Source organism: Dankookia sp. GCM10030260 (assembly GCF_042666655.1).
Taxonomy (GTDB): domain Bacteria; phylum Pseudomonadota; class Alphaproteobacteria; order Acetobacterales; family Acetobacteraceae; genus Paracraurococcus.
The window spans coordinates 215,646-236,307 of the sequence record NZ_JBHTDE010000003.1 but is presented as its reverse complement, the minus strand read 5'-3'; the positions used below and the strand labels follow the sequence as shown (position 1 = coordinate 236,307).

Sequence of the window (20,662 nt, the reverse complement as noted above, 5' to 3'; positions counted from 1 at the left end):
GGCCCGCCGCGGCGCCGAATGGCGCCTGGCCGCGGGGCAAGGCAGGCCGGCGGCCATGGCACGTGGCCGCTGGCCTGAGGCCGGTTCAGCCAGCCTGGCCCTCGAGCGGCACGTCCAGCTCGCAGACCAGCCCGGATGCCGCCCAGTCGAGCTCGACCGCGCCGCCGAGCTGGCCGCGCACCGTGCCCTCCAGCACCCGGCTGCCGAAGCCGCGCCGGGCCGGTGCCCCCGCCACCGGCGGTCCGCCGGCTTCCGCCCAGCGCAGCCGCAGCCGGGTCGGCCGGGCCGGCCGCACCGTCCAGCGCACCGCCAGCATCCCGCCCGGCACCGACAGCGCACCATGCTTCACCGCATTGGTCGCCAGCTCGTGCACCGCCATGGCGACCGGCTGGGCGGCGACCGCCGGCAGGACCACCGGCGGCCCGCGCAGCTCCAGCCGCTGGCCGCCGAGGAAGGGCGCCAGCTCTCCCTCCAGCAGCGCGCGCAGGTCGGCGCCATCCCAGCGGGTGCTGGCCAGCAGCGACTGCGCCCGGCCGAGCGCCGCGACCCGCCCTTCCACCGTCCGGATGAAGCTCGGCAGATCGGGTGCCTGGGTGAGCCGCAGCACGGACTGCACCACCGCCAGGGCGTTCTTGGCGCGGTGGTCGACCTCCCGTGCCAGCAGCGCCTGGCGCGCCTCCGCCCGCTTGCGGTCGGTGACGTCGAGCAGGAGCAGGGCGATGCGGCCCGGCTCGGTGCGGTAGGCCAGGACCTCGAACCAGCGGTCCAGCGTGGCGAGCCGGTATTCGGCACGCGCCGGCTCGCCGGTCTCGGCCACCCGCGCGTAGCTGTCGATCCAGCCCCGCGCGAGCTCCGGGACCGCTTCGGTCAACAGCCGCCCGACCGCCGCGGCGGCGGGCAGGCCGGTCAGTGCCTCCCAGGCGGCATTGACCTCGAGCAGCCGGAAATCCGCGGGCGGCCCTGGGCCGCCGCCGACCAGCTCGCACAGCGCGACGCCTTCCTGCATGCGGGAGAACAGGCCATGCCAGCGGGCCTCGCTCTCCCGCAAGGTCGCCGCCGCGTATTCCCGCGCCGCCTCGGCCGCGCCGATGCGGGCCACCGCCTCCCGCTCGGCGTCGATGTTGACCACGTAGCCGACCACCTCGCTGCCGCCGTCGGGCCGCAGTGCCAGGCGGCGGCCATGCGACCGCAGCCAGGTCCAGCGGCCGTCCGGCCGCCGCAGGCGCCATTCCAGCCTGCCCTCGCCGTCCCGCAGGATGGTCCTGGCGAGTTCGGAGAAATCCTGCCTCTCCGGCCCGGTCAGATGCCACACCCGGTCGCGCGGCAGGATCTCCGCGGGCGGCCAGCCGGTCACCGTCTCGGTGTCGCCGTTGCGGTAGACCAGGCGGGAGGACCCGTCGGCAGCGACGTCGCGCAGGAAGACGATGACCGGCAGACCGGACAGCAGGCGCTCGATCTCGGCCCGGCCGGCGGCCAGCGCCGCGGCCTCGCGCTGCGCCGCGGCGGCGACCAGGCCGGCATCGCGCTCGCCGGCCTGGACGCTGGCCAGTGCCAGGCCGGCGAAGCCGGTCGTCACGAACAGCAGCGTGCCGAGCAGGTAGCCGGCCCCGCTGAAGCTGACCGGCAGGCCAAGCAGCGCCTGCCCGGCGCGCCAGACGGGGAGGCTGTTCGAGAACAGGACGACGATCGCCACTGTCCGCGCCACGCGGCGCAGGCTGGCGCTGCCGCGCAGCCGCAGCAGCTCGACCCCGCCGGCCGTCCCCAGCGCGGCGAAGATCACGGTGCCCAGCGCGACGCGGGCATCCACCGCGGCATAGACCGCCGGGACGGCGCAGCCGGCATACCAGGGGAGCAGCGGGAGGGCGACCGCCCAGCCCGGCGCCACGGCGCCGCGCAGCCGCCGGGCGCCGGCCCAGAACAGCGCCATGGCCAGGATATAGATCGGCGTCGCCACCAGGATGAGCAAGGCCTCCGGCACCTGGCCGCGCAGCGCGTGCAGCAGGACGGCGATCGTGCCGAGGCCGCAGAATCCGGCCCAGGCCGCCAGGTAGGCCGGCCGGCCCGCGGCCCGCCAGGTGCCCAGTAGCAGCAGCATGGACAGCGTCGAGATGAACGCGCCGGCAGCCAGCACCGCGCCGAGGGGGAGCGTGATCGTCATGGCGGGCCTTGGCCTCCGTCCGGCACCGGTCAGCGCGCGCCGCACGGAACACCCTAACGGTAATGAAATACCCGCTTAACCTCTTCCCGGTCCGATATCACAGGAATTGTCGCATCCCCGTGCGCGGGCAGCGGCTGCGGCCTCGGCACCGGGCACCCGGTCCCGGCCTTGCCCGGCCGGTGCGGCCCCCGGCGATCCGACCCCGCCGCGATCATGCCGGCGGCCCCCGCGGTGCGACCACGCCGCCGGCGTCATCCCGGCGTGGCGAGGTCCGGCGGCGGCGGCGGGCCGCCGAGCGGCACGTCCAGGTCGCAGACCAGCCCGGATGCCGCCCAGTCCAGCACCACCGTGCCGCCGAGCTGGCCGCGCACCGTGCCGTCCAGCACCCGGCTGCCGAAGCCGCGGCGCGCCGGTGCCCCCGCCACGGCCGGCCCGCCCGCCTCCGCCCAGCGCAGCAGCAGCCGGGCCGGCTGCACCTTCCAGCGCACCGCCAGCCGGCCACCGGGGACCGACAGCGCGCCATGCTTCACCGCGTTGGTCGCCAGCTCGTGCACCGCCATGGCCACCGGCTGCGCCGCCACCGCCGGCAGCAGCATCGGCGGCCCGTCCAGCTCGACCCGCTGGCCGGCGAGGAAGGGCGCCAGCTCGCCGGCCAGCAGGGTGTGCAGCTCGGCGCCCTCGCTGTGGTCGTTGGCCAGCAGGGTCTGCGCCCGGGACAGGGCGGCGACCCGCCCTTCCACCGCGCGGACATAGGCCGCCATGTCCGGCGCCCGGGTCAGCCGCAGCACGGACTGCACCACCGCCAGCGCGTTCTTCGCCCGGTGCTCGACCTCCCGCGCCAGCAGCGCCTGCCGCGCCTCGGCCCGCTTGCGGTCGGTGATGTTGAGGAAGACCGCGACGAAGCGGCCCGGCTCGGTGGGGTAGGCCAGGACCTCGAACCAGCGGTCCAGCGCGGCGATGCGGTATTCGAAATGGGCCGGCTCGCCGGTCTCGACCACCCCCGCATAGGTTTCGGCCCAGAAGGGCTCGATGTCCGGGATGACCTCGGTGACCAGCCGGCCGACCACCTGCGCGGCGGGCAGACCGGTCAGCCGCTCCCAGGCGGCATTGACCTCGATGTAGCGGAAATCCAGCGGGCGCCCATCCGCCGCCGGGACCATCTCGCAGAGCGCGAAGCCCTCCTGCATCCGGGTGAAGAGGCCGCGCCAGCGCGCCTCGCTCGCCCGCAGCGCGGCCTCGGCCCGGACCCGGCCGACCGCGGCCGCGGTGCGTTCCGCCGCCTCCTGCACCAGCGCCACCTCCGCCGTCGTCCAGCGCCGCGGCGTGCGGTGATGGACGAAGAGGCCGGCGGCGAGGCGGCCGGCCTGGATCAGCGGCACGGTGATGGCGGCACAGACCTCGGCGGCCTCGAAGGCCGCGGCGGCGCCGGCGGTCAGCGGCTCCGCCAAGGCGTCGGCGAAGGGGACCGTGTGGCCGGCGCGGAGCGCGGCGATCAGCGACGGGCCGAACTCCTCCAGCCGCCGGCGGCCGGACAGGCTCGGCATGCCGGCGGCGCACCACTCGCCCTCGACCACGAAATGCGCGTCGTCGGCCGCGACCTCGGCATAGCCGGCACGGTCGCAGCCGAGGTGCCGGCCGAGCGCCGCGGCGGCTTCGGCCAGCACCTCCCGCGGCTCGGCCAGGTCGCGCAGCCGGGCTTCCAGCGCCAGGCGGAATTCCTGCGCGCGCCCGGCCATCACCCGGCCGGTGATCTCGCGGCAGGCGCAGAACATCCCGGCGACGGCCCCGGATTCGTCCCGCACCGGCGTGTAGGAGAAGCTGAAATACGTCTTCTCCAGGTAGCCGTGGCGGGTCATGGTCAGGGCGATGTCGTCCATATGCGTGCCCTCGCCGGCGAAGGCGCGCTCCAGGATCGGGCCGATATCGTCGAGGATGTCGAACCAGACCTCACGGAAAGGCCGGCCCAGCGCGGCCGGGTGGCGGGCACCGAGCACCGTGGCGTAGCCGTCGTTGTAGAGCATGGTCCGCTCCGGCCCCCAGGCGACGAACATCGGCTGGCGGGCACCGAGCAGGACGGCGACCAGGGTCTTCAGCGCGGGCGGCCAGGCGCCGGGCGGACCGAGCGGGGTGCCCGACCAGTCATGGGTCCGGAACTGGGCGCCCATCCCGCCGCCGCCCGCCAGGAAGGCGGCGGTCGATGGCGTACGACTTGTACCAAGATGCTCCGGAATCGTATCGGCCATACCAACCCTAGATGCTGGCCGGCAGCAGCGCGTCAACGCCACGGCAAAACACGGATTCGACAGGTCGCCGGCGGCCACAAGGTCGGGCCGCAGGCTTGCCAGGGTCTTGCCGCTGCCGATCAATCCACACAGCAACTCATTGCGCTGCGGGCCGGCGGCACGTCGAGCGCCGGGTTCTCGGCGAAGAACCCTTCCGGGTGCAGCGCGAAGCCGGAGGTTATGACCGGCTGTACCGGGAAGTCCTCCGGGCGGGGGATGTGGTGCAGGCCGAAGCTGTGCCAGACGACCAGGTCGGCGCCGTCGAGCGGCCGGTCGGCGGCGGTCCAGGCCGGCAGCCCGTCGCCGCCGCTGCTCTGGTTCGGGTAGCGGCCGGCGGCGTGCATCTCCTCCGGGTCGAAGGCCGTCACCCAGAGCTGCTTCGTCATGAAGGCGGCGCGGCGGGTGACGCTGGCCTCGGGCCGGGAGAAGGTGGGCAGCGGGTTCTGCACCGCGAGCCGGTAGGCGGTCGGCTGGCCGAGCGCGTTGCGCGCCGCCGTGCTCTCGATCCGCCAGCCGCGGGCGGCGGCGAAGTCGACGTTGCGCCGGGCGCCGAGCTCGCTGGCCAGCACCGTCTCGGCCAGGGTGAAGGCGTTGCCGTGCGGGTTCTCCTCGCCTTCCGGCAAGGCGACGGTATCGACCTCGACCACCCGGTTGGCGGTGCCGTCCACGTCCAGGTCGAGCCGCATGCAGAAGACGTGCTGGTGGTAGTGGGCCTGGACGCCGGGCGAGACGATGCTGCCGAAGCGCGGTGCCTCGCCCGGCAGCAGCGCGGCGGTGTTCATGATGCCCGTCGCCTTCATCTCGAAATGGATCGAGCCGTCCTGGTGCAGGTACCAGAAGGAGCCGTATTCGTAGTTGCCGATGGTCGAGATCGAGGAGACGACCAGCCGTCGCGCGCGGCGCACCTCGACCTTGCCGGTGAAGAGGTCGGTGTGCTTCCAGAGGATGCCGTGGTCCTCCTCGTGCAGGCAGACCGCGCTCTTGATGCAGTAGGGATCGCCCTTGCTGTCGGCCAGCCAGGCGTCGAAGTAGCGGATGACGCCGAGGCAGTCGCAGCCCAGAGTCAGCGAATTCGCCAGCACGCCGATGCCGTACTCGCCGACGTCGAAGGCGTTCTTGCGGAAATGGCCGCCGCCGGGATGGGCGTAGGGCACCACCATCTCGGACAGCGCGGCGCGGTGCAGCACGGGGCGCAGCCTTCCGGCATCCTCGTAGCCCAGGGCGTGCAGCACCAGGCCCTCGCGGGCGTTGAAGCCGACGCGGAAGCGCCATTTCTGCCAGGCGACCTCGTTGCCCTCCACCGTGAAGCTGGAGCCGGCCGACTGGATGATCTCCAGCGGCCTGATGTCGTCGCGGAACTCGGTCCGGAACTTGGCGGCGTAGTTGCGGTCCGTCATCGGGACTTCCGCCGCGCCATAGTCGTCGATCCGCAGCACCTCGGCGCGGTCGAGGTCGATGACCGCGCAGAGCCCCTCGATCGGATGCGCATAGCCGTTGTCGTCGGGGGAGGAGCGGTACCAGCAGAAGGTGTGCGAGATGCGCCGCCCCACCTCGTCCGGCAGGCCGTAATTGCCGGCCGACCAGGGGTCCACCTGGACCTTGTCGATATCGGTGATGCCACGCTTCGCCAGGGCGGCGACGAAGCGCGGATCGGCCCGCGCCACGCGGCCGACCAGCAGGACGTCGTCGAGCAGGATGCGCGGGCGGACGCCGGGGATGTGCCGCCAGTCGAGCACCGTGCCGGCGACGAGGTCGAGCCGCGCCTCGAAGACCCGGCCGTCGGTGCGGTCGAAGGCGCAGACGAAGGCGCGGCGGGGGATGGGATCGCCCGGGCGGAAGCCGCCGACGATGTCCTTCGACGGCTCGTCGAGCGAGATGGTCTCGAACAGCATCCCCGCGCCGAGGTCGTGCGCGCCGCGCACCAGGGCGGCGGCCTGGCGGATCTCGTCGGGGGTCAGCGGGTCGAGCGGGTGGGTGGCGGTCATGCGGGGGCTCTCGCGCGAAGGATCGGGCGGGAGGCTACGCGGTTGCCGGGCGCCGGGTAAGGCCGCTCAGGCCTCCGCCCCCTCGTCGCGCAGCAGGCTCTCGACCAGCGCCACCGGCACGTCGCCGGCGGTGAAGGCCTCGCCCGGGCCGCGCAGCAGGACGAAGCGCAGGGCGCCGTCGCGCACCTTCTTGTCCTTGCGCATCCGCCCCAGCAGCGCCGCGGTCGAATATTTCCGCGGCAGGTCGCGGATGCGGGCCGGCATGCCGCAGGCCTCGAGATGAGAGATCACCCGCCCCGGCAATTCCTGGCTGCACTGGCCGAGCCGGGCCGACAGCGCCGCGGCCAGGCCGAGCCCGACGCCCACCGCCTCGCCGTGCAGGACCAGCCCGCCATAGCCGCTTTCGGATTCCAGCGCATGGCCGAAGGTATGGCCGAGGTTGAGCAGGGCGCGGCCGCCCTCGGCGCTCTCCTCGCGCTCGTCGCCCGCCACCACCGCGGATTTCAGCCGGCAGCTTTCCAGCACGGCATGCGCCTGGGCCGCGGCGTCGCCGGCGACCAGCGCCGCGCCATGCGCCTCGCACCAGCGCCACAGCGTCTCGCCCGACAGCAGCCCGTGCTTGGCGACCTCGCCGTAGCCGGCGCGCAATTCGCGCGGCGGCAGGGTGCGCAGCGTCGCCATGTCGGCCAGCACGATGCGCGGCTGGTGGAAGGCGCCGACCAGGTTCTTGCCGAGCGACAGGTTGATCCCCGTCTTGCCGCCGACGCTGCTGTCCACCTGCGCCAGCAGGCTGGTCGGCACCTGCACGAAGGGCAGGCCGCGCAGCGCGACCGATGCGGCGAAGCCGGCCAGGTCGCCGACCACGCCGCCGCCCAGCGCCACCACCGTGGTGCGGCGGTCGGCGCCGGCGCCCAGCATCTGCTCCAGCACCGATTGCAGGACGGCGAAATCCTTGCTCGCCTCGCCGGCCGGGACGATGATCTCGGCCAGCGTGGCGAAGCCCGCCTCCTCCAGCCCCGCCCGCAGCGCCGGCAAATGCAGCGGCGCGACGTTCTCGTCCGTCACCACCACCACCCGCCGCGCCGGCAGCACCGGGGCCAGCAGGGCGCCGGCGCGTTCCAGCAGGCCCTCGCCGACCACGATGTCGTAGCTGCGCTCGCCCAGCGTCACCGGCAGCCGGGCCGGCGGCGTCCAGCCCTGCAGCGCCTCCTGCACCCGGCGCGTGGTGGAATCCGGGCTTTCATCGGTGCACTGGATCACGAGATCGGCCTCGGCATAGAGGGGATGGCGCGCCGTCATCAGCCGCTGGAGCACCTCCGCGGGATCGGCGTTCAGGAACATCGGCCGATGGTCGCGCCCGGCGACGCGGCGCATCAGCACCGGCAGCCGGCAGCGCAGCCAGAGCGAGATGGCGCCCGACCGGCGGATCGCCGCCCGGGTGCGGTCATCGGCGAAGGCGCCGCCGCCGGTCGCCAGCACCACCGGCGGGCCGGCCAGCAGCCGGGTGATCACCCGGCGTTCCCCGTCGCGGAAATGCGGCTCGCCGTAGCGGGAGAAGATCTCGGTGATCGGCAGGCCGGCCGCGGCCTCGATCTCGGTATCCGCATCCAGGAAGGGCAGGCCCAGCCGCAGCGCCAGCCGCCGGCCGATCGAGGACTTGCCCGACCCCGGCATGCCGACGAGCACGACGCTGCGGCCCTGCCGCCAGGCGCCGGCGGCGGGCAGGGATTCGGGCGCGGTCCCGGCCCAATCGGGCGCGGGGGTCTGGTTCGGGCCGGCGGGCTGGCCGGGCGGGGCAGCCGGGCCGGACGATGCGCAGGCGGTGGCGATGTTGCGTGACACGGTCCCCAAGGCTAGCACACCGCGGCTTCCGCGCGAGGACCCCGCCCGCAATGTTCCGTCGGCCCATGCTGCTGCTCGCCGCGATCCTGCTCGCCCTGTTGGCGGTGGGGCTGATCGTGGTCGGGGCCTTCCCGCCTTCCGTCACCCCGAAGCCGGTGGAACGGGTGCTGCCGAACGACCGGTTCCAGACCCGCTGACGGTCATGCGGGCCAAATACCCACCCGGGCGCAGCCGCCCGGGATGAGCCCGCCCTAGCCGCAGCATGGCCGGCCGCCACCTGGAAGCCTTCCTGGAGATGCTGGCGGCCGAGCGCGGCGCCGCCCGCAACACCCTGGCCGCCTACAACGGCGACCTGGTCGATTTCTTCGGCTTCTGCGCCCAGGCCGGCGCGGCGCCGGCGGAGGCCGGGCCCGAGGTGCTGGGCGCCTATCTGCGGCGGCTGACCGATCTCGGCCTGCGCCCGCGCACCGCGGCGCGGCGGCTGTCGGCGCTGCGGCAGTTCTTCCGCTTCCTGGCCCGCGAAGGCATCCGCCCGGACGACCCGACCGAGCTGCTGGAGGGCCCGAAACCCCCGGCCAGCCTGCCCAAGGCGATCACCGAGGCGGAGGTCGAGGCGCTGCTGGCCGGCGCCGCGGCGCTGCCCGGCCATCGCGGCCCGCAGGCGGCGGCGGCGGTCGAGCTGCTCTACTGCTCCGGCCTCCGGGCCAGCGAGCTGGTGGCGCTGCCGGCGGCGGCGCTGCGGCCGGATGCGCCGCTGGTCGCGGTGCGCGGCAAGGGTGGGCGCGAGCGGCTGGTCCCCGTCTCCAACCGGGCGCGGGCGGCGGTGCTGGCGGCCCGCGACGCCCTGGCCGGGACCGGCCGCGCATCCGCCAGCGGGCCGCGGGCGCTGCGCTGGCTGTTCCCGGCGCGCGGCGCCTCCGGCCACATGACCCGGCAGGCGCTGGGGCTGCTGCTGAAGGATGCGGCGCTGGCGGCGGGGCTCGACCCCGACCGGGTCAGCCCGCATGTGCTGCGGCATTCCTTCGCCAGCCACCTGCTGGCGCATGGCGCCGACCTGCGCAGCCTGCAGGTGCTGCTGGGCCATGCCGACATCGCCACCACGCAGATCTACACCAAGGTGCTGGAGGAACGGCTGAAGGCGCTGGTCGAGGCGCATCACCCGCTGGCGGAGCAGGCCGAGGACTGATCCCTACGCCCGCATGGCGCGACATGCCGCGGGTTGCGGGTGGCGACGGCCAGGCCGAAGCGGCCCGGCTCCGGCAGGGCGGCGGGCGCCTTCGTACAGCGAGGCCCCGACGCAGCGGGCGCGGTCGCCAGCCCCCGCGCCGCGGCGATGGCGGAGACGTCGAGCCCGACCACCTGCGCCCCGCGCTGCGCCAGGGCCAGCGTGTCCGCGCCGCCATGGCCTTGCAGGTGCAGCACCCGCAGCCCGGCGACCGGGCCGGGATCCGCCTCGACGATGGCGTCCAGCCGGCCCTGCCCGGCCCGCAGCGCGGCGAGGCCGCAGCCGCCGGGGCCGAGATGGATGCCGACCCGTTCATCCCGGCGCGTGCGGTTGGCCGCGCGTCGGTCCTGCCTTGCCGCCTTGGCCATGGCCCCCGCCCGCGGGCCGGCAGCCTGCCCGGGCCAAGCGGCGGCAGCCAGGCATTACGCCCTCGTCGCGGCGCCCTACCGCCCGCTCGCGTTTTGCGCTAACCCGCCGCGCCATGCGCCACTTCCTCGACTTCGAAAAACCCATCGCCGAGCTCGAAGGCAAGATCGAGGAGCTGCGCCGCACCACCGATGCCGGCGGCATCGACGTGGCCGACGAGGTCGGCAAGCTGCGCGACAAGGCGCAGGCCCTGCTGAAGACCACCTATGCCAAGCTGTCGCCCTGGCAGAAGGCGCTGGTCGCGCGCCACCCGGACCGGCCGAAATGCCTCGACTACATCCGCGCCCATATCGAGGAATGGACGCCGCTCGCCGGCGACCGCGCCTTCGCCGACGACGCGGCGGTGGTGGGCGGGCTCGGCCGGTTCCGCGGCCGGGCGGTGGCGGTGCTGGGCACCGAGAAGGGCGCCGACACCGACAGCCGGGTGAAGCATAATTTCGGCATGGCGCGGCCGGAGGGCTACCGGAAGGCGCGGCGGATCATGGAACTCGCCGGCCGCTTCGGCCTGCCGATCCTCTCCTTCGTCGACACCGCCGGCGCCTTCCCCGGCGTCGAGGCCGAGGCGCGCGGCCAGGCCGAGGCGATCGCGCGGTCGATCGAGGCCGGGCTCGAAGCCCCCGTCCCCTTCGTCGCCACCATCATCGGCGAGGGCGGCTCGGGCGGCGCCATCGCCCTGGCCGCGGCCGACCGGGTGCTGATGCTGGAGCATTCGATCTATTCGGTGATCAGCCCGGAAGGCTGCGCCAGCATCCTGTGGCGCGACGCCGCCCAGGCGCCGGCGGCGGCCGAGGCGCTGAAACTCACGGCGGAAGACCTGCGCCGGCTGAACCTGGTGGATGCGGTGGTGCCGGAGCCCATGGGCGGCGCCCATCGCGACCCGGCGGCGGCGCTGAAGGCGGTGGGCGACAAGGTCTGGGAGAGCCTGGAGCCGCTGCTCGCCTATGACGGCGCCACGCTGCGGGCACGGCGGCGGGAGAAGTTCCTGGAGATGGGCCGCAACAGCGTGGTGTGAATTCGTTCGGGTGACGCAAGGCCAGGGGGAAGCATCCTCCCTGGACCCGCCTCGATGTCTGTGGGTTGGCGCCTGCCGCGCGGCGAATGCCAAGCTCACAGAAAGGAAGGCCGCCGCGAGCCGATCGATTTGGTCGGGCGACTTGCCAAGCCAGCCCCGATACCCTCCCCTGCGCGGCCCGTTCAGGACCGCATCCCTCCCCCATGACTCCGCCCGATACCGCGCCGCCGGCGACCATGACCCGGGCCGAGCTGCGCCGCGCCTTCCTCCGCAGCTTCCCCGGCATCGCGCCCGCCATCATCATCGCCGCGATCGACCAGACCATCGTGGCGACCGCCCTGCCCGCCATCGCCGGCAGCCTCGGCGCGGTCGAGCGGATCTCCTGGGTCGTCGTCGCCTGGCTGATCGCCGCCACCATCGCCGCCCCGGTCTTCGGCCGGCTGGGCGATGCGCATGGCCGGCGGCGGATGCTGTTCGTGGCGCTCGGCATCCAGGCCCTGGGCGCGCTCGTCTCGGCCACCGCGCCCTCCTTCGCCGTGCTGATCGCGGGGCGGCTGCTGCAGGGCCTCGGCGGCGGCGGGCTGGCGACGCTGGCCATGGCGCTGATCGCCGAGGCGGTGCCGCCGCGCGAGCGCGGGCAGTTCCAGGCCTATATCGTCGCCAGCTTCACCACCGCCTCGCTGCTCGGCCCGCTGCTCGGCGGCTGGCTGGCGCAGGGCTTCGGCTGGCGCGGCATCTTCTGGGCCATGCTGCCGCTCAGCGCGCTCGCCTGGGGGCTGGCGCTGCGCATCCCGGCGCGGCCGGGCAGCGGCGGCAGCTTCAAGCTGGACGTCGCCGGCGTGGTGCTGTTCGCCGCCTTCGTCACCCCGGCGCTGCTGGCCCTGCAGGCGGCACAGCGGCTGAGCCTGGCCGGCCTGCCGCTGATCCTCGGCCTGGCGGCGCTGGCCGGGCTCGCCTTGCTCCTGCTGCTGCGGCAGGAAAGGCGGGCGCGCGACCCGCTGCTGCCGCTCGCCCTGCTGGCCGAGCCGACCATCCTGCGCAGCAACCTGCTGACCGGCTGCGCGCATGGGGCGCTGGTCGCGCTCGTCACCTTCCTGCCGATCTGGCTGCAGAGCGTGCGCGGCCTGGCCCCGGCCCAGGCCGGGCTGATGCTGCTGCCGCTCTCGCTCGGCGGGGCGATGGGCGGGCTGACCGCGGGGCGGCTGATGACGCGGACCGGCCTGGGCATGCCGATCGCGGGCTTCGGCCTCGGCCTGGCCGCCGTGGCGCTGCTGGCGGTGGCCTGGCTGGCGCCGGGCCTGCCGCGGCCCTGGCTGGCGCTGCTGTTCGTGCTGGTCTCCTTCGGCACCGGCTGCTCCTACCCGACCTCGCAGATCACCGTGCAGGTGGCGGCCGGGCCGGCCTGGCTGGGCGCCGCGGCGGGGTCGGTGCAATTCTCCCGCACCCTCGGCGCCGCCATCGCCACCACGCTGCTCGGCACCCTGCTGTTCGGCACCCTGGCGGCCGGCGACCCGCAGGCCGCGGCGCTGTTCGCCCGGCTGGTGCAGGAGGGCCCCGCCCTGCTGCCCGGCCTGGCCGAGGCCGAGCGGGTGGCACTGCGGGACGGGCTGACCGGGGCCTTCCGCGCCGCCTTCGGCGGGGCGGCGCTGCTGGTCGCGGTGGGAAGCTGGCTGGCCTGGCGGGTGCCGGTCCAGCGGATCTGAAGGAAGCAAGGCCGGGGGAAGGGACTCCCCCGGCCTTGCTTCTATTTCTCTGGGTCGGCACCGGCCGCGCGGCGGGTGCCAAGCGCAGAAGATGCAAAGGAGGGGCCTGGGCAGGAAATGCTTTTTCCGCCCCAAGGCTTCTGCCTCAGGCCGGCGCCAGGGCCACGTCCGGCGCCTCCGGCCGCGGCGCCGGCGCGGTCAGCACCACGGGCGCCGCAGTCCCGGCCTGCTCCACCGCCAGGTCCAGCGCCTCCGCCAGGCTGCCGGCCAGCAGCAGCGGCGCCGCCGCGCCTTCGGTCTTCAGCGCCGCCGCCAGGGTCCCGTCCGTCTCCGGCCCCCAGGCCACCGCCAAAGCGGGGATGCCCGGCAGCCGCCGGCGCGCCCGGCGCAGCAGGTAGCGCGCCGTCGCCGCGCTGCTGCCGCCCTCGATCAGGCACAGGCACAGCAGCTTCGGCGGCGCCGCCGGCCCGGCCGCCACGCTGCCGATCCGCACCCCGAAGCCGCGCCGCTGCAGCACCTGCCCGAGCATCACCGCCGCCAGCGCATCGAAGGGCCCGCGGCCGGGCAGGCAGAGCACGGCGCCCGGCACCGCCCAGCCCGGCGGCACCGCGGCCGGCGTCTCGCCCGCGTCGGGCGCCGGGTCCTCGGCCTCCTCCAGGTCCTCGATCAGCAGCTCGACGCTGCGCTGCAGGGCGTCGCGCCGTTCCGGCGACAGCGCGCCATGCACGTGGTCGGCCTGGGCCAGGCGCATGGCCGGCAGCGCCACGCCGTCGAGGAATTCGGGGAAGGACCGGTCCTTCAGGTACTTCTCCGCCTGCTCGGCCAGCGCATCGGCATCGCCGGCCAGCGCCCGCTGGTAGAAGGTCTCCTCCGGGTCCAATGGCGGGCTGTCGCCCAGCATGACCTCGAGGAATTCCAGCCGGTCCACATGCCGGCCCAGCACCACCAGGCAGACCGTCAGCGGCACCGCCAGCAGCAGCCCGATCGGGCCCCAGAGCCAGGTCCAGAAGGTCGCCGCGGCGATGACGGCGATCGGGGAAAGCCCGGTCGAATGGCCGAAGACCAGCGGTTCGAGCACTTGGCCCATCAGCATCTCGCTGACCAGGAACAGCGCCGCCACCCAGACCAGCGTGGTCCAGCCGGGATCGACCGCCAGCGCCAGCAGCACCGGCCCGGTGATGGTGATGAAGACGCCGATGAAGGGCACGAAGCGCATCAGCCCGGCGACGAACCCCCACAGCAGCGGGTTGGGGATGCCGATCGCCCAGAGCGCGGCGGCGACGAACAGGCCGAAGCCGGTGTTCATCGCGGTCTGCGCCAGGAAGAAGCGGGACAGCCGGTAGGCCGCGTCGTCCATCGCCGCCATGGTCCGGTGCAGGTCGCGCGCCCCGGCCAGGCGGATCAGCCGGTCGCGCAGGTCCTCCCGGTACAGCAGGATGAAGATCACCAGGATGGCGACGATGCTGGCGGTCGCCAACGGGCCGAGCAGCGGCTCGGCGACCCGCCGGATCATCTCGAAGGCGGTCGGCTCGGGGTTGCGGATCTCGACCGGGACCGCCTCGGGCGTCGGCCGGTTCGGCGTCGCGCTCGGCGCGGCCGGCGCCGCCGGTTGCTCCGGCCCGCCGGGATGGCCCATCTGCCGCAGCGTGCCGGTGACCCGGTCCAGCACCCCGCCCGCGGCCTGCAGCCGGCCGAGCTTCTCCATCACCGCGGTCTGGTAGGCGGGAAGGTTCTCCGCCAGCGAGGTCGCCTGGCCGCCGATCAGCGCGCCCATGCCGATCATCAGCGCGCCGGCCAGGGTGACCGCGACCAGCGTGGCGGCGGCGCGCGGCAGGTAGGCCCGCCGCAGCAGCCGCGCCACCGGCGCCAGCACGAAGGACAGCAGCACGGCGAGCACCAGCGGGATCAGCAGCTCCCGGCCGAAGTAGAGCACGGCGCCGACCAGCAGCGCGCCCTGGAGGAGCTGCAGGCCGGAGCCGGGGACGCCGGCGGCGGCGATGCCGCGCGAGGCGGCCGGCGAGGCGGGAGGCATATCGGGCATGCGGGTGGCGGCGCCTCCGGGCGGGCATGGGGGGCCGGAGATCGGCCACCGGTGCCGAACGCGGCGCCGGCCGATCCGTTGCGCGTGGCGGCGGGTCGCGACCGCGCCAGAGAGCCGGGCGCCTGGGCCGGTTCAGGCCGGATCCTTGCCCTGGGCCTCGTAGACCTCAAGCAGCCAATGCAGCACCCGGTCGGTGTCGTGCGGCCGCCTTTCCCGGTGCGTCGGCCCGCCCAGCCCGTGCAGGTCGGCCTCCGGCGCCGTGGGCGGATGGACCGTCAGGACGAGCACCGGCAGCGTCGGCCTGGCGCGGCGCAGCAGCCGGATGACGGCGCGGCCGTCCGCGCCGGACGGATGGAGCTGCAGGTCGACCACCGCCGCCGCCAGAGGGATGTTCGCGGGAACGGCCGGCTCCACGCCGTCCTCCGGCACCACCAGCGTCTCGAATCCCGCGATGGCCGCGATGTCCTGCAGGTCGCCGGCGACCAGCGGGTCGATCCCGCAGAGCAGCAGGACCGGCCGGGTCTGCAGTCCGGCGGCGATCCGTTCGGCGTCTTCCCAGATCGCCAGCATCGCATCGTGCAAGGTGCTGTAGGGCCCGTTGGTGCGGGTGCCCTCGGCGCCCTCGACGAAGATGCGGCCCTGCGACCGGGTCAGCCGCCAGCGCAGCGGCGGGTCGAAATTCGGCCGCTCGGCGGACAGGTCCAGGCAGCGGCCCCATTGCGGATGCAGCCCTTCGGCGACATGCCAGCCGGGACGCGAGAAGACGAAACGCGCGGCGAATTGCCGGTCGGTCGGGGTGACGCCACCGTCACGCCGGCCAGCCGGTAAGGGAATCACGTTCATCGCCGCGTACCTCGTAACATGCGTTGCCGGGTGGGGTCAGCCACCCGCACAGGCGTGCAACTTCAGGGCGATAATCATACCAAGGAATGCATCCCGCACATCACGTATGGTCTGGCCGCCAAAAAACCGGGCCGCGTGGCTTCGGCGCCACCGTCCTGCCGGCGGCAGCCGGCGCGGGTCAGCGCCGCGGGCGGCCGAGATCCCAATTCATCGTCCCGGTCCAGGACTGGCTGGCGGCCGGGGCCGCCGCAGCCTCCTGGGCCATGGCATGGCCGGCGCTCAGCACCCGCGACAGCGCCGCCGCCGGCCCCGTCGCGGGCCGGCCGCTGGACAGGTTGGCCGCCTGGCCGGCCATGTCCTCCGCCACCCGGACCGCCATGGCGGCATCGGCCGAGAATTGCGCCGAGACATTGGCCGCATCCGCCGCCAGCGAACCGAGCTCGCGCGACAGCGCCAGCATCTGGTCCTGCCGGCCGGTGCTGCCGCCGGCGGCCAGCGCGCCCGCCCGCGCCGCCGCCGCCTGGGCCCGGACGGCCAGGGCGCCGACCTCGGCCGTGCGCTCGCGGCTCGCCTTCAACCGGGTCGGCAGGGCGTCCAGCGTCACCACCAGGGGCCGCAGCCGGGCACGGATGGCGGCCGGGTCCTCCGCCCCGTCGCGCTGCTGCGCCAGGGCGGCGAGGTCGGCGGCATGGCCGCCCAGCGCCTCGGCCACCGCGCGGCCGAGCAGGCTGTCCTGCTGCACCCGCTCGGCGGTCGCCGCCATCTCGGCGGCGAATTCGTCGAGCTCGCCGCTCAGGGCGCGCAGCCCGTCCTCGGGCGTGAGGCGGCGGTCGAAGGCCAGGTTGCGGGTGCTGCGGGCGATCTCCTCGGCCCGCGTGCCCATGGCGCAGACATCGATGGCGGCCTGCTGCTGCGCCCGCATCTTGTCCCCGAGCGCGGCGAGCGCGCCCGAGAGTTGCGTCAGCATGGCCTGCCGCGGCGACGGCGGCGGCGCGGATTCAGCCAAGGGAGGCTCCTGCGCGGGATCGCGCCGAGGACCGCTCTAGCAGGGAATGGTTACGAAGCGGTGTGCCGCCACCCTCAGCGGTTGCGCAGCGCCACCGCGGTGCGGACCTCCCCCGCGGCGGGGACGGCGATGCTGGCGGCCTCGAAGCCGGGCGGGCCGAAGCGGCCGACCGGGGCGTCGTTGCCGAAGCCCAGCGGCTCGGTCGGCCGGCCGAGCCAGTCCTTGCCGAGGCGGCCGTCGGCATCGGCGTCGTGATAGGCCGAGAGGCCGAAGCGGCCCTCGGGCAGGCCGGCGATGCGCAGTTCCATGCTGCCCGGCCGGGCCGGGGCGCGGGCCAGGAAGCGGCAGGTGCCGTCCGGATAGCCCTCCGGCGGGCAGGCGGCGACGCGGACCAGGCCCTCGGCCGAGGCGACGCCGTGAACGGTGACGACGAGGTCGCCGGCCGCGGCCAGGCAGGGTGCGAATGCCAGGGGCAGAACGAGGCAGAGACGGCGCAAGGGCAAGGCGGGGGCTCCGGGGCTTCGGCCCAAGGTGGCAGCACCCCGCGGGAACGCAACGGCCGCCCGGCCGCGCGCGGGAAATCCGCTTGCTCCGCTTCCTGCCGGGTGTAGCCTCCCCGAACCGGTGCGGAGACACCGCAGGAGGACGAACCATGGATGGCAGCGTTGCGGGCGCCGCGCGCCCGGCTTTCAAGCTGAAGATCACCAAGAAGGCGGACAGCCCGCTGGTCGCCGGCCGCCGGCGCTTCTTCAAGTACCGCGACCTGGGCGTGGCGGATGCCACCGACGGCGCGGTGCGCGCCCAGGTGATGGAAGCGGTCACCGGCATGACCGAGCCGACCGGCTGGCACGTCCACCACTGCCAGGCGCAGTTCATCTACGTCCTCAAGGGCTGGGTCACCCTGGAATTCGAGGACGGCTCGCAGCACCGCATGGAAGCGGGTGACAGCGGCCTGATCCCCGGCGAGATGAAGCACAACGAGATCGCCACCTCGGACGACGTGGAGATCCTCGAACTCTCGGTCCCCGGGCCGATGGGCACGACGCCCTGCGAGCCGCCGCCCGGCATGGGCTGAGCCGACACGAAGGCCGGGGGCACCGCACGGCGGCGGCGCCCCCGGCGCGCCTGGCCGCCGGGGGGACGACAAGCAATGATACTCGATCGACGCGCGCTGCTGCTCGGCGGCGCGGCCTTCGGCATGCTGCCACGCATGGCACGCGCCCAGGCCCAGCAGACCATCAGGCTCGGCATCATCTCCGACATGAGCGGGCCCTTCGCCGACCTGTCGGGGCCGAATTCGGTGCTCGCGGTGCGCCAGGCGATCCAGGATGCCGCGCCGCTCGGCCTCAAGGTCGAGCTGGTCGCCGCCGACCACCAGAACAAGCCCGACGTCGCCACCAACCTCGCCCGGCAATGGCTCGACCGTGACGGCATCGACGCGCTGATCGACGTGCCGGCCAGCAGCGCGGCCCTCGCGGTCAACGGGGTGGTGCGGGAGAAGAACAAGGTCTTCCTGGCCAGCGCCCCCGGCACCGCGGAACTGACCGGGGCGCAATGCAGCCCGAACACGGTGCACTGGACCTACGACACCTGGATGCTGGCCAATTCCACCGCCCGCGCCATGACGCGCGAAGGCGGTGATTCCTGGTTCTTCGTCACCGCCGACTATGCCTTCGGCCATTCGATGGAGGTCGAGGGCGGCAAGATCATCGCCGCCGAAGGGGGCAAGGTGCTGGGCTCCGCCCGCTTCCCCTTCCCCGGCACCACGGACTACTCCGCCTTCCTGCTGCGGGCGCAGGCGAGCCGCGCCAAGGTCATCGGCATCGCCGCCGGCGGCACCGACCTGGTGAACGCGGTGAAGCAGGCGGCCGAATTCGGCATCCAGCGGCGCGGCCAGAAGCTGGCGGCGCTGATCCTCTTCATCTCGGAAGTCCATTCGATGGGCCTCGAGACGGCGAAGGGGCTGGTCTGCTCGGAAAGCTTCTACTGGGACGTCAACGACCGCACCCGCGCGCTGACGCAGCGCCTGCGCGCGAATTTCAACGCCCCGCCGCCGACCATGGTGCAGGCCGGCTGCTACGGCGTGGTGACGCACTACCTGAAGGCGGTGGCCGACATGGGCGTCGCCGCGGCGAAGGCGAGCGGCGCGGCGACGGTCGCGCGGATGAAGGCGATGCCCTGCGACGACGACGCCTTCGGCCCGGGCACGATCCGGGCGGATGGGCGGAAGCTCCATCCCGCCTACCTGCTGGAGGTGAAGGCCCCGGCCGAGAGCCGCGCGCCCTGGGACTACTACAAGGTTCTGGCCACCGTCCCGGGCGACCAGGCCTTCCGGCCGATGGCGGAAGGCGGCTGCCCGCTGGTCTGAGAAATCCCGCTCCGTTGCGGGGGCGATTGGTATACTCCGCCCCGGTGGACCGGCCAGAGGTCCACCGCAAGCGCGGGAGCGTACCATGGACCATCGCAGCGCCATCGCCGGCGTCGCCGGTGTCGCCGCCCTGCTCATATCGGCAGGCGCCGGGCTAGCGGATGAGGGACATGCCGGCCACAGCAAGGTCGGCAGCGTCGGCTTCGCCAATTCCTGCGCCCCCGCGGTGCAGGCGGAGCTGAAGCAGGGGGTCGCGATGCTGCACTCCTTCTGGTACAGCGCCGGGGAGGAGACCTTCCGCGCCGTGCTGGCCAAGGATCCCGGCTGCGCCATCGCCCACTGGGGCATCGCCTCGCTGCTGATGCAGAACCCGCTGGCCGGCATCGGCGCCTCGCCGAAGGGCGCCGAACAGGCGCAGGCGGCGATCGACCAGGGCCGCGCGGCAGGTGCCAGGACCCAGCGGGAGCGCGACTACATCGAGGCCGTGGCCGCCTACTTCCAGGATTTCGCCGCCCGCCCCGAGCGCGACCGCCAGGCCAGCCGCGCCAGGGCCTACGAGGCGCTGGCGGCCCGCTACCCCGAGGACGACGAGGCGCAGATCTTCAGCGCGCTCTACATCGCCGGCACGCAGTCCCAGGCCGACCAGAGCTACGCGGCCTATGCGCGCGCGGCCAGGATCCTCGACCGCGAGGCGGCGAAACATCCCGATCATCCGGGCATCTCGCACTACCTGATCCACGTGTATGACGCGCCGCCGCTGGCCGCGCAGGGCCTGCCGGCGGCGCAGAGATATGCCGGCCTGGCGCCCGATGCGCCGCATGCGCTGCACATGCCGTCGCACATCTTCACCCGGGTCGGCGCCTGGACGGAATCGGCCGAGACCAACGACCGGTCCTTCCTGTCCGCGGTGAAGGGCAACGAGCTGCCGGAAGCCTACCATGCCACCGACTACATGGTGTACGCGGACCTGCAGCTGGCGCGCGACGCCGCCGCGCTGGCGGCCATGGAGCGCGCCTTCGCGGTGAAGGTGCCGGCGAATGCCGGGCCGGTCGTCGCCTATCCGGTCGCGGCGATGCCGGCGCGCTACGCGGTGGAGCGCGGCGACTGGGCCGCCGCCGCGCAATTGGTCCCGCCGCCGGGCGGCACGCCCTTCACCCAGGCGCTGAGCTGGTACGCCAAGGCGCTGGGCGCCGCGCGCAGCGGCCAGCCCGCCGCGGCCGAGCAGGCCGCCGCCGAGCTCGCCACGCGGCAGCAGGCGCTCACCGCCGCGGGCAATGCCTATTGGGCCCGGGAGGTCGAGATCCAGCAGCGCGCCGCCACGGCCTGGATCGCCTTCGCCCGCCGCGACACCGACGCCGCGCTGCGGCTGATGCGGGACGCCGCCGACCTGGAAGACCAGAACGAGAAGCACATCGTCACGCCGGGCCGCATCCTGCCGGCGCGCGAGCTGCTGGGCGACATGCTGCTGGAAGCGGGCCAGCCGGCGGCGGCGCTGCGGGAATACGAGGCGTCGCAGCAGCGCGAGCCGAACCGCTTCCGCGGCTATGCCGGCGCGGCGAAGGCGGCGGCGGCCGCGGGTGAGGTGGAGAAGGCGGCGGGGAACTACCAGAGGCTGCTGGTGCTGGCGGAGGGCGCCGATTCGCCGCGGCCGGAGATCGTGCAGGCCAAGGCGTTCCTGGCGAAGTAGGCGAGGTCGGGGAGGGAAAGGTATTCCCTCCCCAGGCCCCGCCCTGGCTTTCTGCGGGTTGGCAGCCGCCACGCGGAGCAAGGT

General features: G+C 74.2%; 16 protein-coding genes. 7 read left to right on the top strand and 9 right to left on the bottom strand.

What is annotated here, in order from left to right:
• Positions 1-85: 85 nt before the first annotated feature.
• From ACFQS7_RS12640 to aroB, 4 genes are all read right to left on the bottom strand, one after another.
• Positions 86-2,158 (bottom strand): HWE histidine kinase domain-containing protein, encoded by a 2,073-nt coding sequence (locus ACFQS7_RS12640; protein ID WP_380067433.1) that lies wholly within the window; start codon positions 2,156-2,158, stop codon positions 86-88.
• Positions 2,159-2,409: 251 nt separating this feature from the next.
• Positions 2,410-4,401 carry an HWE histidine kinase domain-containing protein gene (locus tag ACFQS7_RS12635; protein ID WP_380067432.1) on the bottom strand — a complete coding sequence of 664 codons (1,992 nt, stop codon included), beginning with the start codon at positions 4,399-4,401 and terminating at the stop codon, positions 2,410-2,412.
• A 119-nt stretch (positions 4,402-4,520) separates the two neighbouring features.
• Positions 4,521-6,425, bottom strand: a complete 1,905-nt coding sequence (locus ACFQS7_RS12630; protein ID WP_380067431.1) for a primary-amine oxidase — start codon at positions 6,423-6,425, stop codon at positions 4,521-4,523.
• 66 nt (positions 6,426-6,491) lie between these two features.
• A complete protein-coding gene (gene aroB / locus ACFQS7_RS12625; protein ID WP_380067430.1) occupies positions 6,492-8,267 on the bottom strand; it encodes a 3-dehydroquinate synthase in 1,776 nt (591 codons plus the stop codon).
• 50 nt (positions 8,268-8,317) lie between these two features.
• Here aroB and ACFQS7_RS12620 point away from each other — a divergent pair, with 50 nt between their 5' ends.
• Positions 8,318-8,464: a hypothetical protein gene (locus ACFQS7_RS12620; RefSeq protein WP_380067429.1), complete on the top strand. Its 147-nt coding sequence runs from the start codon at positions 8,318-8,320 to the stop codon at positions 8,462-8,464.
• A 65-nt stretch (positions 8,465-8,529) separates the two neighbouring features.
• The gene (locus tag ACFQS7_RS12615) at positions 8,530-9,453 is read left to right on the top strand and encodes a tyrosine recombinase (protein WP_380067428.1); all 924 of its coding nucleotides are present in this window, start codon (positions 8,530-8,532) and stop codon (positions 9,451-9,453) included.
• Here ACFQS7_RS12615 and ACFQS7_RS12610 read toward each other — a convergent pair.
• Positions 9,423-9,860, bottom strand: coding sequence for a hypothetical protein (locus ACFQS7_RS12610; protein ID WP_380067427.1), 438 nt, complete (start codon positions 9,858-9,860; stop codon positions 9,423-9,425). The genes ACFQS7_RS12615 and ACFQS7_RS12610 overlap by 31 nt on opposite strands.
• A 113-nt stretch (positions 9,861-9,973) precedes the next feature.
• Here ACFQS7_RS12610 and ACFQS7_RS12605 point away from each other — a divergent pair, with 113 nt between their 5' ends.
• Both ACFQS7_RS12605 and ACFQS7_RS12600 read left to right on the top strand, forming a co-directional pair.
• Positions 9,974-10,930 (top strand): acetyl-CoA carboxylase carboxyltransferase subunit alpha, encoded by a 957-nt coding sequence (locus ACFQS7_RS12605; RefSeq protein WP_380067426.1) that lies wholly within the window; start codon positions 9,974-9,976, stop codon positions 10,928-10,930.
• A gap of 203 nt (positions 10,931-11,133) precedes the next feature.
• The gene (locus tag ACFQS7_RS12600) at positions 11,134-12,633 is read left to right on the top strand and encodes an MFS transporter (protein WP_380067425.1); all 1,500 of its coding nucleotides are present in this window, start codon (positions 11,134-11,136) and stop codon (positions 12,631-12,633) included.
• Positions 12,634-12,778: 145 nt separating this feature from the next.
• Here ACFQS7_RS12600 and ACFQS7_RS12595 read toward each other — a convergent pair whose 3' ends face one another.
• From ACFQS7_RS12595 to ACFQS7_RS12580, 4 genes are all read right to left on the bottom strand, one after another.
• Positions 12,779-14,674: an AI-2E family transporter gene (locus ACFQS7_RS12595; RefSeq protein WP_380067424.1), complete on the bottom strand. Its 1,896-nt coding sequence runs from the start codon at positions 14,672-14,674 to the stop codon at positions 12,779-12,781.
• Between the two features lie 132 nt (positions 14,675-14,806).
• Positions 14,807-15,517: a hypothetical protein gene (locus tag ACFQS7_RS12590; RefSeq protein ID WP_380067423.1), complete on the bottom strand. Its 711-nt coding sequence runs from the start codon at positions 15,515-15,517 to the stop codon at positions 14,807-14,809.
• A 178-nt stretch (positions 15,518-15,695) separates the two neighbouring features.
• The gene (locus ACFQS7_RS12585; RefSeq protein ID WP_380067422.1) at positions 15,696-16,523 is read right to left on the bottom strand and encodes a hypothetical protein; all 828 of its coding nucleotides are present in this window, start codon (positions 16,521-16,523) and stop codon (positions 15,696-15,698) included.
• A 74-nt stretch (positions 16,524-16,597) separates the two neighbouring features.
• Positions 16,598-17,026 (bottom strand): DUF2141 domain-containing protein, encoded by a 429-nt coding sequence (locus ACFQS7_RS12580; RefSeq protein ID WP_380067421.1) that lies wholly within the window; start codon positions 17,024-17,026, stop codon positions 16,598-16,600.
• Positions 17,027-17,175: 149 nt separating this feature from the next.
• On the opposite strand from ACFQS7_RS12580, the gene ACFQS7_RS12575 reads away from it, so the two are divergent.
• The 3 genes from ACFQS7_RS12575 to ACFQS7_RS12565 all read left to right on the top strand — a co-directional run bounded on the left by ACFQS7_RS12575 (position 17,176) and on the right by ACFQS7_RS12565 (position 20,578).
• On the top strand, positions 17,176-17,598 hold the full coding sequence (locus tag ACFQS7_RS12575; protein ID WP_380067420.1) for a cupin domain-containing protein: 423 nt from the start codon (positions 17,176-17,178) through the stop codon (positions 17,596-17,598).
• Positions 17,599-17,673: 75 nt separating this feature from the next.
• Entirely contained in the window at positions 17,674-18,891 is a 1,218-nt protein-coding gene (locus ACFQS7_RS12570) for an ABC transporter substrate-binding protein (RefSeq protein WP_380067419.1), read from the top strand.
• Between the two features lie 85 nt (positions 18,892-18,976).
• Complete coding sequence (locus tag ACFQS7_RS12565; protein WP_380067418.1) at positions 18,977-20,578, top strand: hypothetical protein; 1,602 nt, start codon at positions 18,977-18,979, stop codon at positions 20,576-20,578.
• The last annotated feature ends 84 nt before the right edge of the window (positions 20,579-20,662 follow it).